Raw genomic sequence first — 17684 nt, 5'->3', positions numbered from 1 at the left:
CACTCCCCCAAAGGGTGATCACTATCGACAGTTGGCAACGACGATTAGTTATTGCTAACTAACTTTTGTGCACAGAAAAAGGCGCTGCACCGCACCTCTTCCATCCGGCGCCGTTCCTCTTCGAGGAGTGGGCGCACTCTTTCAGCCTTCGCCGGAACCGGTTTCGTGAGTGCCGGTTTCATCGGGATCCATTTCGATCCGCCCCTTCGTCCGGGCCGACGGATAGAGACCTTCCCAGACTCGGTGCTGCGGCGGAAAACCCATGGCCACCAGGCAGTTGATGAGCATTCCGTACGCCATGAAGGTCGTGGTCTCGTTCGAGTCGGCCCCGAGCGGCAGGTGGGCGGTGTCCCAGAGCCGCATCCAGCGCTCCCGCACCAGCTCACCGAGTTCGTGGTCACCGGCCTCCTCCGCAGCGGCCACCGCCACGTACGTCTGCATCTGCATGAGCAGCCGCTCGGGCTCCTCCGCGATGACCTGCGTGTACGCGTTGGCCATGGAATGCAGGGCCGCTTCGCCCTCCAGCCCCTTGGAGGCGTCCTCGAACGTCTGCCGGAAGAGCTCCATGCAGCGTTCGGCCGCCGCGAGGAAGATCGCCTTCTTGCCAGGGAAGAGCCGGAAGAGGTACGGCTGCGAGACACCCACACGCTTGGCGATCGCCTCGGTGGAGGTGCCGCTGTAGCCGCCGCGGGCGAACTCGCTCATCGCCGCGCGAATGACGCTCTCGCGCCTCTCCTCTGCGCTCATCCTGACCATGCGAGTAAGTTAGTACTTAATCACTAACTAAGTCAACAGCTGGGTACGCGTAAGGGGCGCCCGCCGTTGCGAACGCCCCTTACCCGAGTCGCCTACGCCGCCCTCAGGGCAGCCGTACGACCGCTCGCGACATGCCCAGGACCTTCTGGCCCGCGCTGGTCGCGGTGAGGTCGACGCGGACGGTGTTGCCGTCGAGCTTGGCGCCGATCTTGGCGCTGACCTCGACGGTCGCGCCCTTGTCGTCGTTCGGGACGACGACGGGCTTGGTGAAGCGGACGCCGTACTCGACGACCGCGCCCGGATCGCCGGCCCAGTCGGTGACGACCCGGATCGCCTCGGCCATGGTGAACATGCCGTGCGCGATGACGTCGGGGAGACCGACCTCGACCGCGAACCTCTCGTTCCAGTGGATCGGGTTGAAGTCCCCGGAGGCACCCGCGTACTTCACGAGCGTGGCGCGGGTCACGGGGAAGGACTGGGCGGGCAGCTCGGTGCCGACCTCGACGTCGTCGTACGCGATCTTCGCCGTCATGATCAGCCCTCCGCCCGCGCCACGAGCTTGGTGATCGCCGTCACCACGTGCTCGCCCGCCTCGTCGTGGACCTCGCCGCGGATGTCCAGGATGTCGTTGCCCGCCATGGACTTGATCGCCTCGATGGTCGAGGTGACCGTGAGCCGGTCGCCCGCGCGCACCGGGCGGCTGTAGGCGAACTTCTGGTCGCCGTGCACCACGCGGCTGTAGTCGAGACCCAGTTGGGGGTCCTCGATGACCTGCCCCGCGGCCTTGAAGCTGATGGCGAAGACGAAGGTCGGCGGGGCGATCACATCGGGATACCCGAGCGCCTTGGCGGCCTCCGGGTCCGTGTACGCCGGGTTGGTGTCCCCCACGGCCTCCGCGAACTCCCGGATCTTCTCCCGACCGACCTCATAGGGGTCGGTGGGCGGGTAGGACCGCCCCACGAAGGACTGGTCGAGCGCCATGGGCTCGGTACCTCCTGGCTTTCAGCCGACGAACTAACGCTGGTGGGACGAGGTCTGGTGAACGACGCGAGGCCGCCCCCCGCGAAGGGGACGGCCTCGTGTACGAGCCTGAAACTTATCGCGTTTCGCGATGCGCGGTGTGCGCATTGCAACGCGGGCAGTGCTTCTTCATCTCCAGTCGGTCCGGGTCGTTACGCCGGTTCTTCTTGGTGATGTAGTTCCGCTCCTTGCACTCCACGCAGGCCAGCGTGATCTTCGGGCGGACGTCGGTGGCAGCCACAGGAGTGCTCCTTGACGAACGGATAGGACGATTAACGATTAACGCATAGAAGAGTAGCCGACCGAAGGACCGACCCCACAATCGGCTACTGTCAGTAGCGGTGACCGGACTTGAACCGGTGACACAGCGATTATGAGCCGCTTGCTCTACCGACTGAGCTACACCGCTGAGATGCGATCGGTTCCCGCCTAGCGACGGGAACCTCCCACACCAGAGCCCCAATACGGAATCGAACCGTAGACCTTCTCCTTACCATGGAGACGCTCTACCGACTGAGCTATTGGGGCGAGCGATGAAGACATTACACGGTCGGCCGCCGATCGCCCAAATCCGTTTCGCGGCAACCGCCCCGGCCTGTTCCCCACCGGATCCCGGGCGTTCCCGCGGCCCTCTCACGCACCACGAACCACAGCTGTGATGCCCGTCGTCCGGCCGTCCGGTCCACGTCACCGAGCCGTCTCGTCCCGTGCCGCGAACGTCCGATCACGCCTCCGGGCCCGCTGATCCGCTCGGCCCGTAGGCGTGTGCCCTCGGGCTTTTCCCCCGTCTCCTCCCTGACGGACCACACCGGTACGACTATTGCGCTCCTCCCCGATGCGGACGGGTCACCGTCCTAGGCTCGGCGCACGCTGTGTGATCTTGTGTCACTCACTCTCCGCAGTCACCCACCCCGCAGCCGCCCCCGAGCCTCAGGAGCGCGATGCCCGACAGCCCGATGCCCGACAGACAGCCGCAGCCGCCCCACTCCTCGTCCTCCGCGTCGGGACGGACCGACACGGCCACCCTCCTGCTGTGCGGGGCGCGGCTCACCGACGGCCGGACCGTGGACGTACGGCTGGGCGGCGGACGCATCGAGGCGGTCGGCACCGCCGGGAGCCTCAGCGCACACGCCGCACGCGTGGACCTGAGCGGTTACCTCCTCCTGCCGGCCCCGGCCGAACCGCACGCCCACGGCGACACGGCCCTGACCGCCGAAGGCGACGGCCCCCTCTCCCACGACGCCGAGGAGGTACAGCGCCGTGCCACCGAGGCCGCGTTGCTGCAACTCGGGCACGGGGCGACGGCGCAGCGCTCACACGTGCGCGTCGGCGACGTACAGGGGCTCGACGCGCTGGCCGCCGTTCTCCAGGCGCGGCGGTCGCTGCGCGGGCTCGCCGAGTTGACCGCGGTGGCGATGCCCCGCCTGCTGACCGGTATCGCCGGGGCGGACGGGCTCGCGATGCTGGGGGACGCGGTGAAAATGGGGGCGTCCGTGGTGGGCGGATGCCCGGACGCCGACCCCGATCCGACCGGGTACGTGGAGGCGGTCCTGGAGCTCGCCTCCGAGCACGGCTGCCCGGTCGACCTGCACACGGACGCCGCCGACCCCGCCCGCCTCGGGCGGCTCGCGGCGATGGCGGGCGGGCTGCGCTCCGCGGTCACGCTCGGTCCGTGCGGCGGACTCGGCCGGCTGCCCTCCGAGGTCGCCTCCCGCGCGGTCGACCAGCTCGCCGCGGCCGAGGTCACCGTCGTATGCCTGCCGCAGGGCGGGTGCGGGGCGGCGGAGCGGCACGGGACCGCTCCTGTACGGCTGTTGCGGGCGGCCGGGGTGCGCGTCGCCGCGGGGAGCGGTGCCCTGCGCGACGTGGCGAATCCGGTGGGCCGCGGCGACCCGCTGGAGGCCGCCTACCTGCTGGCCTCACGGCACGGCCTGCGCCCCGAGGACGCGTACGACGCCGTGAGTTCCGACGCCCGGACCGCTCTCGGGCTGCCCGAGGTGCGCGTGGAGGCGGGTTTTCCGGCCGAGTTGCTCGCCGTACGCGGGGACCGGCTCGCGGGGGCACTGTCGCTGGCGTACAGCCGGATCGTGGTGCACCGGGGGCGCGTGGTGGCGCGGACCAGCGCGGTGCGGGAGTACTGCAACTCCGCGGCGGCGGGGCTGGATCTGCCGCGGCAGGGCCGGGGGTAGCCGTTCTCGGGCGGGGTGAGGCGGGCGGCGCGCGGGGCCGGGGGTAAGGGTCTTTGTGAGTGCACGCGCGCGTGACGTGCTGTTCGGTGTCCACGCGCGCGTGCGGGGCGGCTAACGACCGACGCGCGCCCTCCCGCGCACGCCGTCGGCCTGCCTGGTGGTCAGAGCGCGCCGCCCAACAGGGCGCCGGAGAACGGGCTGCCGCCGGGCATCTCGTCCGCGGGGATCTCCGTGGCGCCAGACGGCACGCTGACGTCGCCGGCTTCGGTGAACTTCAGGACCAGCGGCAGCTTGGTGCCCTTCGGGGCCTCTGCGAGGGTCGCGAGGTCGATCCGGACCTGGGTCAGGTCGCCGTTCTTCAGCGTGAAGTCGACCGCGACCTTCTTGTTCGGGGCGTCCTTCAGGTCCTCGCCGGTGGGAAGTTCGGCGCCCGCCGGGAGTTCGCCCTCCAACGGCCCGAGCTTGTCGACGATTGCGGTGATCAGAGCGCGGAAGTTGGCCTGGGCGAGGACGTGTTCGGTGCCGTCGCTGCCGTCCTTGGCGCTGAACGTGACCTCGCGGGCGATGACACCGCGCACGGCGTCAATGATCTTCTGCTGGGTCTTGACGTCGATCCCGTCGGCGCCGCCGGAGGACGACCCGGACTTCTGGGCCTCCTCCAGGGCGCTGGAGTCGATCTTGACCCACTTGCCCTCGAAGAGGCTCCTGAACTCCTTCTCGCTCTCCGGGATCTCGTCGGCCGTAGGCATGGGCATGCCCATGGTCTCGCCCAGGGCGGGCATGTCGACCCGGTAGTAGGTGAAGTCGCCGACGGCCCGGTACTCGACCAGGACGCCCTCAGGCCCCTCGACCTTGGCACTCGTACCGACAAGGTCCTTCTCGCCCGAATCCGCCAGCGGCTTCCTGGACTTGACGGAGACCTCGACGCGCAGGCCCGCGAGGAACTTCGCGAACTCCGGCGGCAGTTCCTCGTCGGTACCGGCCTTGCCCGCCAGCGCCGTGAGCGCGGCGGAATCGGCGTCCAGGTCCAACTCGAAGGCGAGCGACTTCTGTTCGCCGAGCCGGTCGACGGCCTCGTCCACCTTCTGGCCCGCGGTGAGACTCTGAACCGTGCCACAGGCGGCCGCCGTGGCGAGCAGGACGGCGGTGCAGCCGGCGGCTATGACGGTCTTGCGTATGGCGGTGATGGCGTTCTCCTTATGATGCCGCGCGTCTGACACGGCATCCCCCTCGTTCCCTCGTTCACAGTGATCACCCTTGTGACCCGTGAGTCGCCCACAGGGTTGTGCGGCAAACGCGTCCATCCGGGCGTACGGTCGAAAGCATGCGCATTGTCATCGCTGGAGGTCATGGTCAGATCGCGCTGCGGCTCGAGCGGTTGCTCGCCGCGCGCGGTGACGAGGTCGCGGGGATCATCCGCCGCGCCGAACAGAGCGACGATCTACGGGCGGTCGGCGCCGAGCCGGTCGTGTGCGATCTGGAGTCCGCGTCGACGGAGGAGGTCGCCGCGCATCTGCGGGGCGCGGACGTGGCCGTCTTCGCCGCGGGCGCGGGCCCGGGCAGCGGCGTGGACCGCAAGGGCACGGTGGACCGGGGCGCCGCCGTCCTGTTCGCGGACGCGGCGGAGAGTGCCGGCGTGCGCCGTCACATCGTCGTCTCCTCGATGGGCGCGGACGCCGCGCACCCGGGCGACGAGATCTTCGACGTCTACCTGCGCGCCAAGGGCGAGGCCGACGATCACGTACGTGGCCGCGAGGCCCTGGACTGGACGATCCTGCGCCCCGGCAGCCTGATCGACGACGCCGGCACCGGTCTCGTACGCCTGGAAGCCTCCACCGGCCGCGGGCCGATCCCGCGCGACGACGTCGCCGCGACCCTGGCCGAGCTGGTGGACACCCCGGCGACGGTCGGCCTGACGCTGGAACTGATCAGCGGTTCGACGCCGATCTCGGTGGCGGTCAAGTCGGTGGCGGGGAACTGACGGGACCGCGGAGGAGCGGGGACCCGGGTCCCGAGCGCGGTTCAGAACAACGACATCTGCCCGGGGAACTCAGGAACGGCATACCCGTCCAGCGCCGGCTGAGCCGCCCCGATCAGCGCTTGCCTGCGCGACCCCGGACACGAGACCAGGTCCCCGCTCCCCCGCGCACCCGGTGGATCGTGCCGGGCGAACCGCCCCGCGACAACGGCGATCTCCCGACGGCACTCAGGGCAGTTCCTGCGACGCGAAGACATGACATCAGTGTGCCCGCCCGACCACCGGTCCGACCCGCGGACATGAGCCCGTACGCCCCTCACCCACACCCATGACAAAGGCCCCGTGACCTGCGTAGAGGGCAGGTCACGGGGCCTTTGTTTCCCATGTGGCGGCGCGTGGATTCGAACCACGGAAGGCTAAGCCGGCAGATTTACAGTCTGCTCCCTTTGGCCGCTCGGGCACACCGCCAGGGTTTCGCTGCCTCGAGGACCGTTTTGGCGGTGCTCTGCGGCAACGACGTAAACGATACCTGATGACCGGGGGTGCTTCGCCACCCGATTGACCGGCACTCGCGAGGGAGCGGGTGGCTAGGCTTATGCGGATGCGGCCGGGGACCACGCCGGGCTCGACGGCCGCCCCGACGCACCCCGATACAAGGAGCCACAGGACATGGCCGACTCCAGTTTCGACATCGTCTCGAAGGTCGAGCGGCAGGAGGTCGACAACGCCCTCAACCAGACCGCCAAGGAGATCTCGCAGCGCTACGACTTCAAGAACGTGGGCGCCTCCATCACCTGGTCCGGCGAGAAGATCCTCATGGAGGCGAACTCCGAGGAGCGGGTCAAGGCCATCCTCGATGTGTTCCAGACCAAGCTGATCAAGCGCGGGATCTCTCTGAAGTCGCTGGACGCCGGTGAGCCGCAGCTCTCCGGCAAGGAGTACAAGATCTTCGCGTCGATCGAGGAGGGCATCTCCCAGGACAACGCGAAGAAGGTGGCGAAGATCATCCGTGACGAGGGTCCGAAGGGCGTGAAGGCTCAGGTGCAGGGCGAGGAGCTGCGCGTCAGCTCGAAGAGCCGCGACGACCTTCAGGCCATTCAGGCGCTGCTCAAGGGCAAGGACTTCGACTTCGCCCTGCAGTTCGTGAACTACCGGTAACCCTCACTGACCGTGCTTCGCCAGCCAACGGTGGCAATGGCGGTAGTGGCCGCGATAGTGGTCACGGTTGTGGGTCGCGGTTGATTAGTGGTTGCTTCGTCGGCTGACGGTAATGGTGTGCGTTTGCCGCGCGTACGAGAAAGGGTGGGTACCCGGAGTCCTGGGGTGCCCGCCCCGCTCACCTGCCGGCTGCGACCTCGGGGTACGCGCTCACTTGGCGCGTGAGTCGCCGAACAGGATGCGATAGAGGATCAGCAGGACGAGCGAGCCGCCTATCGCGGCGGCCCAGGTGGCACCGTCGTAGAACTGGTTGCTGACGGGGTGATCGAGCCAGCGGGCGGAGATCCACCCGCCTATGAAGGCACCCGCGACACCGATGACGGTCGTTCCGACGAAGCCGCCCGGGTCGCGGCCCGGCAGCAGGAATTTGGCGATGGCTCCGGCCAACAGCCCCAGAATGATCCAGCCGATGATGCCCATGTCCTGAACCTGCCTCTCCGTACTGTGCCTGCGCTGTGTTCCTGCTCCGGCCAGGCTGTGCTCATGCCTTGCCGCAGCGATCTTCTGATGCCTTCGTGCCCGCAAGCCACCGATCGCACCTGATCACACCTGGTCGCACCGGTGTTCGGTGGCTGCCGACCCGGAGGACGCCTTGTTGAAGCCGTCCGGTTGCAACGATCCGTCGGGTGCGGCGCATGACACATCCCGGTGCGGGCCTGGCCGGCGGGCGCGGGTCACCCGGCGGCGACGGGCACACGGGGGCCCAAGCGGCAGGGGCCGACCGCTGTGCCGCGGGGGAGGTCGCGAAGCCCCTGCTACGAAGCCCGTGGTGGCGCCGTACGTATGCGGAATTCGGGCCAAGGGGCCATGCCCATGTCCTCGTTGCACTCCTCGTACCAACCGGCGCCGTCGAGCCAGGTGCGCAGCCAGGTCGCCAGGTCGGGCGCGTCCACGTACCAGGCGTGGTCGGCCTCTTCCGCGTTCGGCTCGAAGAAGAGGACCGTGCCGTCCGGGTTCCGGCAGTCCACGCACGCGTACATTCCGCAGCCCCAGTGGGATATCGGCAGGACGCCCTCGGGCCAGGGCCAGTCGGGGTCCTCGCGGCCGCTCTTTCTGTTGGCGAGGTACTGCGGGACGGCGGCGGGTTCACCGGACGGAGAGCCGTCGATCAGGGGCAGCAGGCCGTACTCCGGACCGAATCCGCCGTCCCCTACACGCAGGTAGAGCGCGGCGAGCAGTGCGGGAAGCGGGAAGCCCAGGACGGCCTCGGCGCGGGCCACCGCGGCCGTGTCCACAGGCTCCGGGAGCGAAGGCCAGCCCCATGGGCGGGTGTTGCGAGCGCCTTCCGCCACTTTCCCCAGCAACTGCTCGATTTCGGTCATGGGTTCATGATGCAGCGCGGCGCTGACAATCGGGCAGCCTGTGGATAACCCCAACGCCCGGCCACACAGGCCGCTGCCGAGCAACAGCGGGCGCGGTCAGGCGAGACGGACGTCGATGTGTCTTTCGGCGAAGAAGGTGAGCAGTTCTTCGAAGGTCACCGGGCGGTGGCCGGTGTGCGGGGTGACGCCGAGGCAGGCACGGGCGACGTCCGCGTCGTGCCAGACGAGGGTGAAGGGCCCCGCCGCACCCCAGCGTCCGCGGAGGCAGTCGTCGAGGGCGCCGAGGGCCCCGCCGAAGTAGCCGCCGGGCCCGTTCACCGCCTCGCCGATCGCGCAGAAGAAGCCCCCCTCGTCGGTGATGTGGCGGCCGTCGAGGTGGTAGGTGGTGCCGGGCGGTCTGTCCGGCTCGCCGTACGCGCGGTTCGCCAGGGCTGTGCGGGGCCAGAACCCGCGGCCTTCGGCACCGCACCGCGCCCAGAGGTTGGGCTCGGCCGGGCGTCCGTTCCACCACAGGTCCCAGACCTCGGGGGCCGCGGTCGGCGGCCGTTCCGACCAGGGTTCGAGGGTCAGGTCGATCAGGCCTCGGCCGCGCGCCGACGGGATCCACGCGGTGAGTTCGCCCTCGACGGCCGGCTGCACGACGCGGCCGAGCGCGTCGAGGCGCAGCAGCTTGGCGTGCCCAAGGTCCTCCTCGCCCGCGTCCAGCGCCGCGCGCAGTGCTCCGCTCGCCGCGCAGCCGAGCAGCCGCAGTGACGGCTCCGGTGGTTCGGCTGATTCGAGCCTCACGTGCGCCAGGTCGTGGCAGGTGCCCCAGGGGCGGCTCTCCGCGCCGAACAGCCGGTAGCCCGGGGAGAGCGGTGGACATTGGGGGTAGTCGGACGCGTTGTCGGCGGACTCCGACGCCTCCACGGTGATGTCGCGGAGCGACAGGTCACGCGCGCACGGGCGGTCGTCGATGACACGGGCGTCGTCCAGCTCCCACTCGACGACGCAGTCGCCCTTCTTGTCCAGGACTTCCAGGGTGAGAAGGCCGAGCGGCGCCGACCCCTCGGCACGCGCGCGCGTCAGGGCGGTCCTCAGGTCGCCTTCCGGAGCGCAGCCGAGCAGTTCGTACGTCCCTCGCTCGGGGTGGGGTGGATCGCTGAAGAGCCCTTCGGCCTCCGCGCACGACCCCCAGGTCTCCCCGTACCCGTTCTCGGCGTTGAACGCGGTTTGGGTGTCGTAGGAGAGCAGTAGGTACTTCGGCGGCTCCACCCCCCGGGCCCGGCCGCTAGCGCGTCGCGAACGGCTGGTCGGTGCGCACGATTTCGCGGCCCAGGGGGAGCAGCGACACGGGGAGGAGCTTGAAGTTGGCGATGCCGAACGGGATGCCGATGATCGTGAGGCACAGGAAGATGCCGGTGACGATGTGGGCGAGGGCGAGCCACCAGCCGGCGAGAATCAGCCACAGGACGTTGCCGACAAAGGACGGGGCGCCCGCGTCACGGCGCTCCACCGTCGTATAGCCGAAGGGCCACAGCGCGTAGACGGCGATACGGAACGCGGCGATGCCGAACGGGATGCCGATGATCGTGATGCACAACAGTGCGCCCGCGAGCACGTATCCGAGGAACAGCCAGAAGCCGCTCAGGACGAGCCAGATGACGTTCAGGATTGTCTTCACTGGGGGCGACCTGCCATCTTCTCGAGCCGGGCGATGCGCTCCGCCATGGGCGGGTGGGTGGAGAACATCTTCGACATTCCCTTTCCGGGACGGAAGGGGTTCGCGATCATCATGTGGCTTGCGGTCTCGATGCGCGGCTCGGGGGGCAGCGGCAGCTGCTTGGTGCCCGCGTCGAGCTTGCGCAGGGCGCTGGCGAGGGCGAGGGGGTCGCCGGTGAGCTGGGCGCCGGACGCGTCCGCCTCGTACTCCCTGGAGCGGCTGATGGCCAGCTGGATGACGGACGCGGCGAGCGGGCCCAGGATCATAATCATCAGCATGCCCAGGATGCCGGGTCCGTCATCGTCGTTGGAGCGGCCGATCGGGATCAGCCAGGCGAAGTTGACCAGGAACATGATCACGGAGGCGAGGGCGCCGGCGACCGACGAGATCAGGATGTCGCGGTTGTAGACGTGGCTCAGCTCGTGGCCGATGACACCGCGCAGTTCCCGCTCGTCGAGGATGCGCAGGATGCCTTCGGTGCAGCACACGGCAGCGTTGCGCGGGTTGCGGCCCGTCGCGAAGGCGTTCGGCGCCTCCGTCGGGGAGATGTACAGGCGCGGCATCGGCTGGCGGGCCTGGGTGGAGAGCTCGCGGACCATGCGGTAGAGCGCCGGGGCCTCGAATTCGCTCACCGGGCGTGCGCGCATCGCGCGTAGAGCCAGCTTGTCGCTGTTCCAGTACGCGTACGCGTTTGTGCCGATCGCGATGAAGAGCGCGATGACCAGACCGGTGCGCCCGAAGAAGCTGCCGATGACGATGATGAGTGCGGACAGTCCCCCGAGGAGTACGGCGGTCCTGAGCCCGTTGTGCCGGCGGTGCACGGTACGCCCTCCAGATGGTGCGGCAGGGGAACCCTTTGCCTACTGATGCTCTGCTTCCACTTCCACTCTTCAGTGGACCCTCCCGTACTGGTCAACGCCAGACGAGGGGCACGAGTTCCCTTGTGCGCGCACCCGCGGGGGTGGTCCGTCCGGGTGACGGTCCACGCGCGCGCGTGCCCGGCGGATGTCAGAAAAGGGCGGTCGCCGAGAAGCGCAGGGCCAGCTGCGGTGCGCCCGAGAGGGCGATGCCGAGGACGGCCGCCAGGGCGATCGCCGCCGTGAGCGGGGCCGGGACGCGGTGCTTGGCGGGCTCCCCCTCCGGGGCGCGGAACAGCAGTGTGGTCCATTGGAGGTAGTAGAAGAGCGCGATCACCACGTTGACGGCCATGACCACGGCCAGCCAGCCGAGGCCCGCCTCGACGGCCGCCGAGAAGACGGTGACCTTGGCGAAGAGGCCGATGATGCCCGGCGGCAGGCCCGCGAGGCAGAGCAGGAAGAAGCCGAGGAGCAGCGCCGACAGCGGGTTCGTCGCGTACAGGCCCCGGTAGTCGCTGATCCGGTTGAGAGGGCTCGTACGGGCGACCAGGGCGGCCACGGCGAAGGCGCCGAGGTTCACGGCGGCGTACATCAGGGCGTACGCGACGGTGGAGCCGATGGCCTTCTCGGCGTCCTTGGAGTAGGCGGCTGCCGCGATCGGCACCAGGAGGTAGCCGGCCTGGCCGACGGAGGACCAGGCGAGCAGCCGTACCGCGCTGTACGCGCGCGTGGTGCGCTGTCGCAGGGCGCCGACGTTGCCGACGGTCATGGTGAGGGCGGCCAGGGTGGCGAGCGCCGGGCCCCAGACGTTCGCGTACGACGGGAGGGCGACGACGGTGACGAGGATCAGCCCGGAGAAGCCGACAGCCTTCCCGACGACCGACAGGTAGGCGGCGATCGGCAGAGGTGCCCCTACGTAGGTGTCGGGTACCCAGAAGTGGAAGGGCACGGCGGCGGTCTTGAAGGCGAAGCCGACGAGGGTGAGGGCGACGCCCGCCTGGGCGAGCGTGTGGAACTGGCTGTCGACCTGCTGGATCTTGTCGGCGATCTCGGTGAGGTAGAGGGTGCCGGTCGTGGCGTAGACGAAGCTGATGCCCATCAGGCTCACGGCGGTCGCGGTGACGGAGGACAGGAAGAACTTCAGGGCCGCTTCGGAGGACTTCTTGTCACCGCGTCTGATGCCGACCAGGGCGAAGGCCGGCAGGGAGGCGACCTCCAGGGCGACGACGAGGGTGGCGAGGTCCCGTGAGGCCGGGAGCAGGGCGGCTCCCGCGGCGGAGGAAAGCAGCAGGAACCAGTACTCCCCCTCGGGGAGTTCCTTGTCGGCGTCCTTGAGGGCGGTGACCGAGAGCAGTGCCGTCAGGAGTGCGCCGCCCAGGACCAGGAGCTGGATGACGAGCGTGAAGCGGTCCGCCGTGTAGCTGCAGACGTCCGTGTCGCCGGTCAGGCAGAAGGTGGCGCGATCGCCGTCCATGAGAGGCAGCAGCGTGAGTGCGGCCGCGGCGAGGCCCGCGACCGACACCCAGCCGAGCAGTGCCTTCCGGCTGTCGCTGAGGAACAGGTCGGCGACGAGTACGACGAGTCCGACGACCGCGGCGATGGTGGGCGGCGCGATCGCGAGCCAGTCGACGGACTGGACGACGGACTGGGCCTCGAACTGGACCAGTGAGCTCATCGGGTGCCTCCTGCGAGGAGCTGCTGTACGACCGGATCGGTCAGGCCGAGGAGGGCCTTGGGCCAGAGTCCGGCGGCGACGGTGAGGGCGACGAGCGGAGCCCAGGCGGCGTACTCGTAGCTCTGGACGTCGGCGAGCCTTGGGCTGTCCGGCTGTGGGGTGGCGCCCATGCAGACGCGGCGTACGACGAGGAGCATGTAGGCGGCGGTGAGCAGTGTGCCGAAGGCGGCGATCGCCATGAACGTCAGGAACGCGGGGCGGCTGAGGTCGTCGGCGGGTTTGAAAGCGCCGAACAGTGCCAGCATCTCGCCCCAGAACCCGGCGAGGCCGGGCAGCCCGAGGGAGGCGACGGCGCCGAAGGCGAGGAGGCCGCCGAAGCGGGGCGCCTTGCCGTAGAGGGCGGCTCCGGTCTCCTTGGCGAGGGCGTCGAGGTCGGTGGTGCCCGTGCGGTCCTTGAGGGCGCCGACCAGGAAGAAGAGGAGGCCGGTGATGAGGCCGTGGGCGATGTTGGCGAACAGCGCGCCGTTCACGCCGGTGGGCGTCATCGTCGCGATGCCGAGCAGTACGAAGCCCATGTGGCCGACGGACGAGTACGCGATGAGCCGCTTGAGATCGCCCTTCGCGCCCTGTTTGGCGAGGGCGAGGCAGGCCAGCGATCCGTAGATGATCCCGACCACCGCGAAGGCGGCGAGGTACGGGGCGAAGACGTGCATGCCGTCGGGCGCGATCGGCAGCAGGATCCGGACGAATCCGTACGTGCCCATCTTCAGCAGGACGCCGGCCAGCAGGACCGAGCCGACGGTCGGGGCGGCGGTGTGGGCGTCCGGAAGCCAGCTGTGCAGCGGCCACATCGGCGTCTTGACCGCGAGCCCGATTCCGATCGCCAGAACGGCGATGACCTGCACGGATGTGGTCAGCGACCGGCCATTGTCAGTGGCGAGTGCCACCATGTCGAATGTGCCGGACTTGATTCCGATCAGGAGCAGGCCCAGCAGCATGACGACGGAGCCGAGCAGTGTGTAGAGGATGAACTTCCAAGCGGCCCGGGTCCGTTGCTCACCGCCCCAGCGGGCGATGAGGAAGTACATCGGGATGAGCACCATCTCGAACGCGAGGAAGAACAGCAGGAGATCGAGGACGGCGAAGGTGGCGAGGGTGCCGGACTCGAGCACGAGGACGAGTGCGACGAAGGCCTTCGGGGTCGGGCCCGCGGGCATCTTGAAGTAGCTGTAGAGCGCGCAGAGGAAGGTCAGCAGCGCGGTAAGGACGAGAAGGGGGAGGGAAATGCCGTCGATGCCGAGGTGGATCCGCACGTCGAGTGCGGGGATCCAGCTGATGTCCGTCGTGGCCTGCATCCTCGACGGATGGTCGTGGTCGAAGCCGAACGTGAGGACGATCGAGGCGATGAGCACCGCGCCGGTGACGATCACGCCGTGCCGCAGCACGGCCTGCTCGGGAGACTTTCCCTTCAGCCCGGGAGGGGCCGGCAGAAGAGCCGCGGCGGCGCCGATGAGCGGGCCGACGACGATGAATGCCAGAAGGATCTGCATCACGGATTCACTGATATCGATCACGCCTGCTCACGCTCCCGTGGCGACTAGGAGGGCGGCGACCACCAGGACGACGGTGCCGGCGAGCAGCGCGCTCACATAGGTCTGCACATTGCCGGTCTGAGCACGCCGGACAGCCTCACCGAGCCAGCGGGGCAGCGCGGCCGCGCCGCGTACGTAGGTGTCGACGACCTCGCGGTCGAGGAACCTGACGAGTGCGGCTCCGGCCTGGACCGGGCGGACGAACAACGTCGTGTACACGGCGTCGAGGTGGAAGCCGACGGCCGCGTGGCGGTGCAGCGGGCCCAGGAGCAGGCGGCCGGGGTCCGCCGGGTCGGGGGCGTAGGCCACGTCTCCGTAGGCGGGCGCGTGGCTTGCGATCGCCTCGGCCTCGACCAGTCCGGCGTCACCGCCGGGATGGGCCGCGACCGCACCCATCGGGATGTGGGCGGCCAGCGTGCTGGTGTGCTGCCAGGCGCCATAGGTGACGATCACACCGACCAGGGCGAGGCCTGTGCCGAGGACCGAGGTGGTCAGGACCGGCGTCAGGTCGCGGCCGTCGAACCAGTCGGGCAGCGGGCCGTACGCCAGACCGAAGGCGACCGACGGGACGGCGAGCACCCACAGCACGACGGTCATGGTGAGCGGCTGCCTGCCGTGGTCGGGGGCCTCGATCCCCCTGCCGCGGAAGGCGAGCAGCCACAGCCGGGTGGCGTACGCGGCGGTGAGTACGGCGCTGACCAGGCCGGCGACGAGGACGATCCAGCCCGCGGCGCCGGGGGCGTGTTCGGTGTGACCGGTGGCGACGTGCTCGGCGGCACCGAGGACGGCTTCCTTGGAGAAGAAGCCGCTGAACGGCGGGATCGCGGTGAGGGCGAGCAGCGCCACGGTCATCGTCCAGTAGGCGTCGGGGACGCGGGCGCGCAGGTCCTTCATCCGGGACATGGCGGCCAGCGAGTTGGTGCCGGAGGCGTGGATGATCACGCCGGCGGCGAGGAACAGCAGGGCCTTGAAGGCTCCGTGGGACAGGAGGTGGAAGACGGCGGCACCGCGGTCGCCGACGGCGAGCGCGCCGGTCATGTAGCCGAGTTGGCCGATCGTCGAGTAGGCGAGGACGCGCTTGATGTCGTCCTGGGCGAGCGCGGCGAGTCCCGAACCGGCCATCGTGACGGCGGCCATGACGGCGAGGACGACCATCGCGGCCGATGAGGCCTGGAAGACGGGGAGGAGCCGGGCGACGAAGTAGACACCGGCGGCGACCATCGTCGCGGCGTGGATCAGTGCGGAGACGGGCGTGGGGCCCGCCATCGCGTCGGGCAGCCAGGTGTGCAGCGGGAACTGCGCCGACTTGCCCGCCACACCGGCGAGGAGCAGCAGTGCGATCAGTGTCGGGTGGTCGAGGCCGCCGCTGGCGACGGTGCCGAGGACCTTGGTGATGCGGAAGGACCCGGCGTCGGTGGCGAGGGCGAACAGGCCGATCAGGAAGGGGACATCGCCGAGCTTGGTGACCAGGAAGGCCTTCATCGAGGCGGCGCGGGCCTCGGGGGTCTCCCAGTAGTGGCCGACCAGGAAGTACGAGCAGATGCCCATGATCTCCCAGCCGACCAGGAGCACGATCAGGTCGCCGGAGTAGACGACGAGCAGCATCGCGGAGGTGAAGAGGGAGACGAGGGCGGCGTACGAGGGGTAGCGCGGGTCGTCGCGCAGATAGCCCGTCGAGTAGATCTGCACGCAGGACGCCACCAGGCCGACGAGGACGGCGACGAGGGCGGCGAAGCCGTCGATGTGCAGGGCGAGTTCGATGGGGACCGAGCCGGTGGGTGTCAGCTCGGTGGCGGCGTCGACGGCCTGGTCGCCGCCCTGGCGTACGGCGACGAATACGGCGATGACGAGCGCCGTGAGTGTGGGGAGTACGGCGAGGGGTCGTACGAAACCGGGGGCGGTGCGGCCGAGGAGGAGGCCGGCCGCGGCGCCCAGGGCGGGAAGGAGGGGAACGAGGACGGCGAGGGTGGTCGTGGTCACGCGGTGGCCTCAGCCTTCTCGTCTGCCGTGACGGCGGCTGCCTCGGGGTCGTCGCCGTCGGGGCCGCCCGTGTCCGGGCCCTCCGCGGTGTCGCGGAGCCTGTCGATGTCCGAGGTGCCGCTGTTGCGGTAGACGGCGAGGACGATCGCCAGGCCGATGCCGATCTCGGCGGCCGCGATGGCGATGGTGAACAGGGTCAGGGCCTGACCGGAGTGCAGGGTGTCCTGGGCGGTCTTGCTCAGCCACACGTCGAAGGCGACGAGGTTGAGGTTGACGGCGTTGAGCATCAGCTCGACCGACATCAGGACCAGGATCGCGTTGCGGCGCGCGAGGACTCCGTACAGGCCGGTGCAGAAGAGGAGGGCGGAGAGCACGGCGGGATAGGCGAGGTGCATCAGCGGGTGCCTTCCTTCTCGCTCCGGGGGGTCGGAGCCCGCTCGCTCCGGACCGGCGGGGCGGTCGGGGCGGTCCCGGTGGGCGGGATGCTCCTGGGGCGCGGGGTACCGGCTCCGGCTGTGGTTCCCGTGTCGTCCTGCGCCTTGCGGGAGAGGACGATCGCGCCGACCAGGGCGGCGAGGAGGAGGACGGAGAGTGCCTCGAAGGGGAGGACCCAGTTCTGGAAGAGGGCCTTGCCGGTCACCTCGGTGGAACCGGCGGCGGCGCCGTTCAGGTCCATCCAGGTCGTGCGGAAGGCGTCGACGACGACCCAGACCAGCGCCGCCGCGGAGGCGACGGCCACGGCCAGGGCGGCCCAGCGGTTGCCGGAGTCGGCGTCCGGGGAGCGGCCGATGGGGGCCTTGGTGAGCATCAGGCCGAACAGCAGGAGGACGACTACGGAACCGACGTAGATGAGGACCTGGACCCAGGCGATGAACTCCGCGGTGAGCAGGAGGTATTCGACGGCGAGACCGCCGAGCGCCACCACCAGCCACAGGGCGGCGTGCACCAACTGCCTGGTGGTGACGGTGACGATCGCGGCGCCGAGGGTGACCAGGCCGACGAGAAGGAAGGCGATCTCGACGCCGGTCGGGGAAAGGAAGCCGTGGCCCTCGGCGGCGGCTGTGGTGACAGTCGACGCGGTGGAGACGCCTGTGGTGCCGGTGGTGGTCACGGCGTGCGCCGCCGTGACCATGGCTGCTACGACGCTCACGACTCGCCCTCCTGCGGATCGACGGAGTCGGGCCGGGCGGAGGGGGCGGGGCGAGGCGGCTTCTCGACCCCGGCGGGCTTCCCGGCCCCGGCGGGCTTCCCGGCCCCGATGGGCTTCCCGGCCCCGTCCGACTTCTCGGCCTGGGCAGGCTTCTCGGCCTGGGCAGGCTTCTCGGCCTGGGCAGGCTTCTCGGCCTGGGCAGGCTTCTCGGCCTGGGCAGGCTTCTCGGCCTGGGCAGGCTTCTC

At 69.6% G+C, this 17684-nt stretch carries 19 protein-coding genes, 3 tRNA genes and 1 pseudogene; 3 read left to right on the top strand and 20 right to left on the bottom strand.

Features of this window, described 5'->3' with window-relative positions; genetic code table 11:
* Window positions 1-141 precede the first annotated feature (141 nt).
* From ACIBLC_RS38990 to ACIBLC_RS38965, 6 genes are all read right to left on the bottom strand, one after another.
* Window positions 142-756, bottom strand: a complete 615-nt coding sequence (locus tag ACIBLC_RS38990; protein ID WP_399216225.1) for a TetR/AcrR family transcriptional regulator — start codon at window positions 754-756, stop codon at window positions 142-144.
* 103 nt (window positions 757-859) lie between these two features.
* Window positions 860-1288, bottom strand: coding sequence for a MaoC family dehydratase (locus ACIBLC_RS38985; RefSeq protein WP_399216224.1), 429 nt, complete (start codon window positions 1286-1288; stop codon window positions 860-862).
* Between the two features lie 2 nt (window positions 1289-1290).
* Window positions 1291-1737 (bottom strand): MaoC family dehydratase N-terminal domain-containing protein, encoded by a 447-nt coding sequence (locus ACIBLC_RS38980; protein ID WP_266831234.1) that lies wholly within the window; start codon window positions 1735-1737, stop codon window positions 1291-1293.
* Window positions 1738-1852: 115 nt separating this feature from the next.
* Complete coding sequence (gene rpmG / locus ACIBLC_RS38975) at window positions 1853-2017, bottom strand: 50S ribosomal protein L33 (protein ID WP_004571794.1); 165 nt, start codon at window positions 2015-2017, stop codon at window positions 1853-1855.
* A 95-nt stretch (window positions 2018-2112) separates the two neighbouring features.
* A tRNA-Met gene (locus tag ACIBLC_RS38970) sits at window positions 2113-2185 on the bottom strand.
* A 46-nt stretch (window positions 2186-2231) separates the two neighbouring features.
* Window positions 2232-2304: transfer RNA gene (locus ACIBLC_RS38965), tRNA-Thr, on the bottom strand.
* A 428-nt stretch (window positions 2305-2732) separates the two neighbouring features.
* Here ACIBLC_RS38965 and ACIBLC_RS38960 point away from each other — a divergent pair.
* Window positions 2733-3965, top strand: a complete 1233-nt coding sequence (locus ACIBLC_RS38960) for an amidohydrolase family protein (protein ID WP_399216244.1) — start codon at window positions 2733-2735, stop codon at window positions 3963-3965.
* A 161-nt stretch (window positions 3966-4126) separates the two neighbouring features.
* Here the strand turns inward: ACIBLC_RS38960 and ACIBLC_RS38955 are convergent, their stop codons facing one another.
* A complete protein-coding gene (locus ACIBLC_RS38955) occupies window positions 4127-5185 on the bottom strand; it encodes a hypothetical protein (protein WP_399216223.1) in 1059 nt (352 codons plus the stop codon).
* 104 nt (window positions 5186-5289) lie between these two features.
* Between ACIBLC_RS38955 and ACIBLC_RS38950 the strand changes: the two genes are divergently transcribed.
* Window positions 5290-5946, top strand: coding sequence for an SDR family oxidoreductase (locus ACIBLC_RS38950; RefSeq protein ID WP_399216222.1), 657 nt, complete (start codon window positions 5290-5292; stop codon window positions 5944-5946).
* Between the two features lie 41 nt (window positions 5947-5987).
* Here the strand turns inward: ACIBLC_RS38950 and ACIBLC_RS38945 are convergent, their stop codons facing one another.
* Entirely contained in the window at window positions 5988-6200 is a 213-nt protein-coding gene (locus ACIBLC_RS38945) for a hypothetical protein (RefSeq protein WP_399216221.1), read from the bottom strand.
* 129 nt (window positions 6201-6329) lie between these two features.
* Window positions 6330-6411 (bottom strand) — tRNA-Tyr (locus ACIBLC_RS38940).
* A 201-nt stretch (window positions 6412-6612) separates the two neighbouring features.
* Here ACIBLC_RS38940 and ACIBLC_RS38935 point away from each other — a divergent pair.
* The gene (locus ACIBLC_RS38935; RefSeq protein ID WP_399216220.1) at window positions 6613-7101 is read left to right on the top strand and encodes a YajQ family cyclic di-GMP-binding protein; all 489 of its coding nucleotides are present in this window, start codon (window positions 6613-6615) and stop codon (window positions 7099-7101) included.
* Window positions 7102-7311: 210 nt separating this feature from the next.
* On the opposite strand, the gene ACIBLC_RS38930 is transcribed toward ACIBLC_RS38935, so the two are convergent.
* From ACIBLC_RS38930 to ACIBLC_RS38880, 11 genes and pseudogenes are all read right to left on the bottom strand, one after another.
* The gene (locus tag ACIBLC_RS38930; RefSeq protein ID WP_399216219.1) at window positions 7312-7581 is read right to left on the bottom strand and encodes a GlsB/YeaQ/YmgE family stress response membrane protein; all 270 of its coding nucleotides are present in this window, start codon (window positions 7579-7581) and stop codon (window positions 7312-7314) included.
* Between the two features lie 335 nt (window positions 7582-7916).
* A complete protein-coding gene (locus ACIBLC_RS38925) occupies window positions 7917-8483 on the bottom strand; it encodes an SMI1/KNR4 family protein (RefSeq protein WP_399216218.1) in 567 nt (188 codons plus the stop codon).
* 96 nt (window positions 8484-8579) lie between these two features.
* On the bottom strand, window positions 8580-9737 hold the full coding sequence (locus ACIBLC_RS38920) for a barstar family protein (protein ID WP_399216217.1): 1158 nt from the start codon (window positions 9735-9737) through the stop codon (window positions 8580-8582).
* A gap of 16 nt (window positions 9738-9753) precedes the next feature.
* Complete coding sequence (locus ACIBLC_RS38915) at window positions 9754-10146, bottom strand: YccF domain-containing protein (protein ID WP_399216216.1); 393 nt, start codon at window positions 10144-10146, stop codon at window positions 9754-9756.
* Window positions 10143-11006: a zinc metalloprotease HtpX gene (gene htpX, locus ACIBLC_RS38910; protein ID WP_399216215.1), complete on the bottom strand. Its 864-nt coding sequence runs from the start codon at window positions 11004-11006 to the stop codon at window positions 10143-10145. Before htpX ends, ACIBLC_RS38915 begins: the two co-directional genes overlap by 4 nt.
* A 187-nt stretch (window positions 11007-11193) precedes the next feature.
* Entirely contained in the window at window positions 11194-12717 is a 1524-nt protein-coding gene (locus ACIBLC_RS38905) for an NADH-quinone oxidoreductase subunit N (RefSeq protein WP_399216214.1), read from the bottom strand.
* Window positions 12714-14291: an NADH-quinone oxidoreductase subunit M gene (locus ACIBLC_RS38900; protein ID WP_399216213.1), complete on the bottom strand. Its 1578-nt coding sequence runs from the start codon at window positions 14289-14291 to the stop codon at window positions 12714-12716. The genes ACIBLC_RS38905 and ACIBLC_RS38900 overlap by 4 nt, the downstream gene beginning before the upstream one ends.
* Window positions 14292-14297: 6 nt before the next feature.
* A complete protein-coding gene (locus ACIBLC_RS38895) occupies window positions 14298-16289 on the bottom strand; it encodes an NADH-quinone oxidoreductase subunit L (RefSeq protein ID WP_399216212.1) in 1992 nt (663 codons plus the stop codon).
* The gene (gene nuoK / locus ACIBLC_RS38890) at window positions 16286-16684 is read right to left on the bottom strand and encodes an NADH-quinone oxidoreductase subunit NuoK (protein WP_399216211.1); all 399 of its coding nucleotides are present in this window, start codon (window positions 16682-16684) and stop codon (window positions 16286-16288) included. Before nuoK ends, ACIBLC_RS38895 begins: the two co-directional genes overlap by 4 nt.
* On the bottom strand, window positions 16684-17439 hold the full coding sequence (locus ACIBLC_RS38885) for an NADH-quinone oxidoreductase subunit J (protein ID WP_399216210.1): 756 nt from the start codon (window positions 17437-17439) through the stop codon (window positions 16684-16686). Before ACIBLC_RS38885 ends, nuoK begins: the two co-directional genes overlap by 1 nt.
* Window positions 17436-17684 (bottom strand): annotated as a pseudogene (locus ACIBLC_RS38880) (oligopeptide ABC transporter ATP-binding protein); the annotation flags it as partial. The pseudogene ACIBLC_RS38880 and the gene ACIBLC_RS38885, both read right to left, overlap by 4 nt.

This window comes from Streptomyces sp. NPDC050535 (assembly GCF_044457665.1).
In the GTDB taxonomy this organism is placed as follows: Bacteria; Actinomycetota; Actinomycetes; order Streptomycetales; family Streptomycetaceae; genus Streptomyces.
Note: the sequence above shows the minus strand (reverse complement) of the source record. Positions and strands in the feature narration are given on the sequence as shown.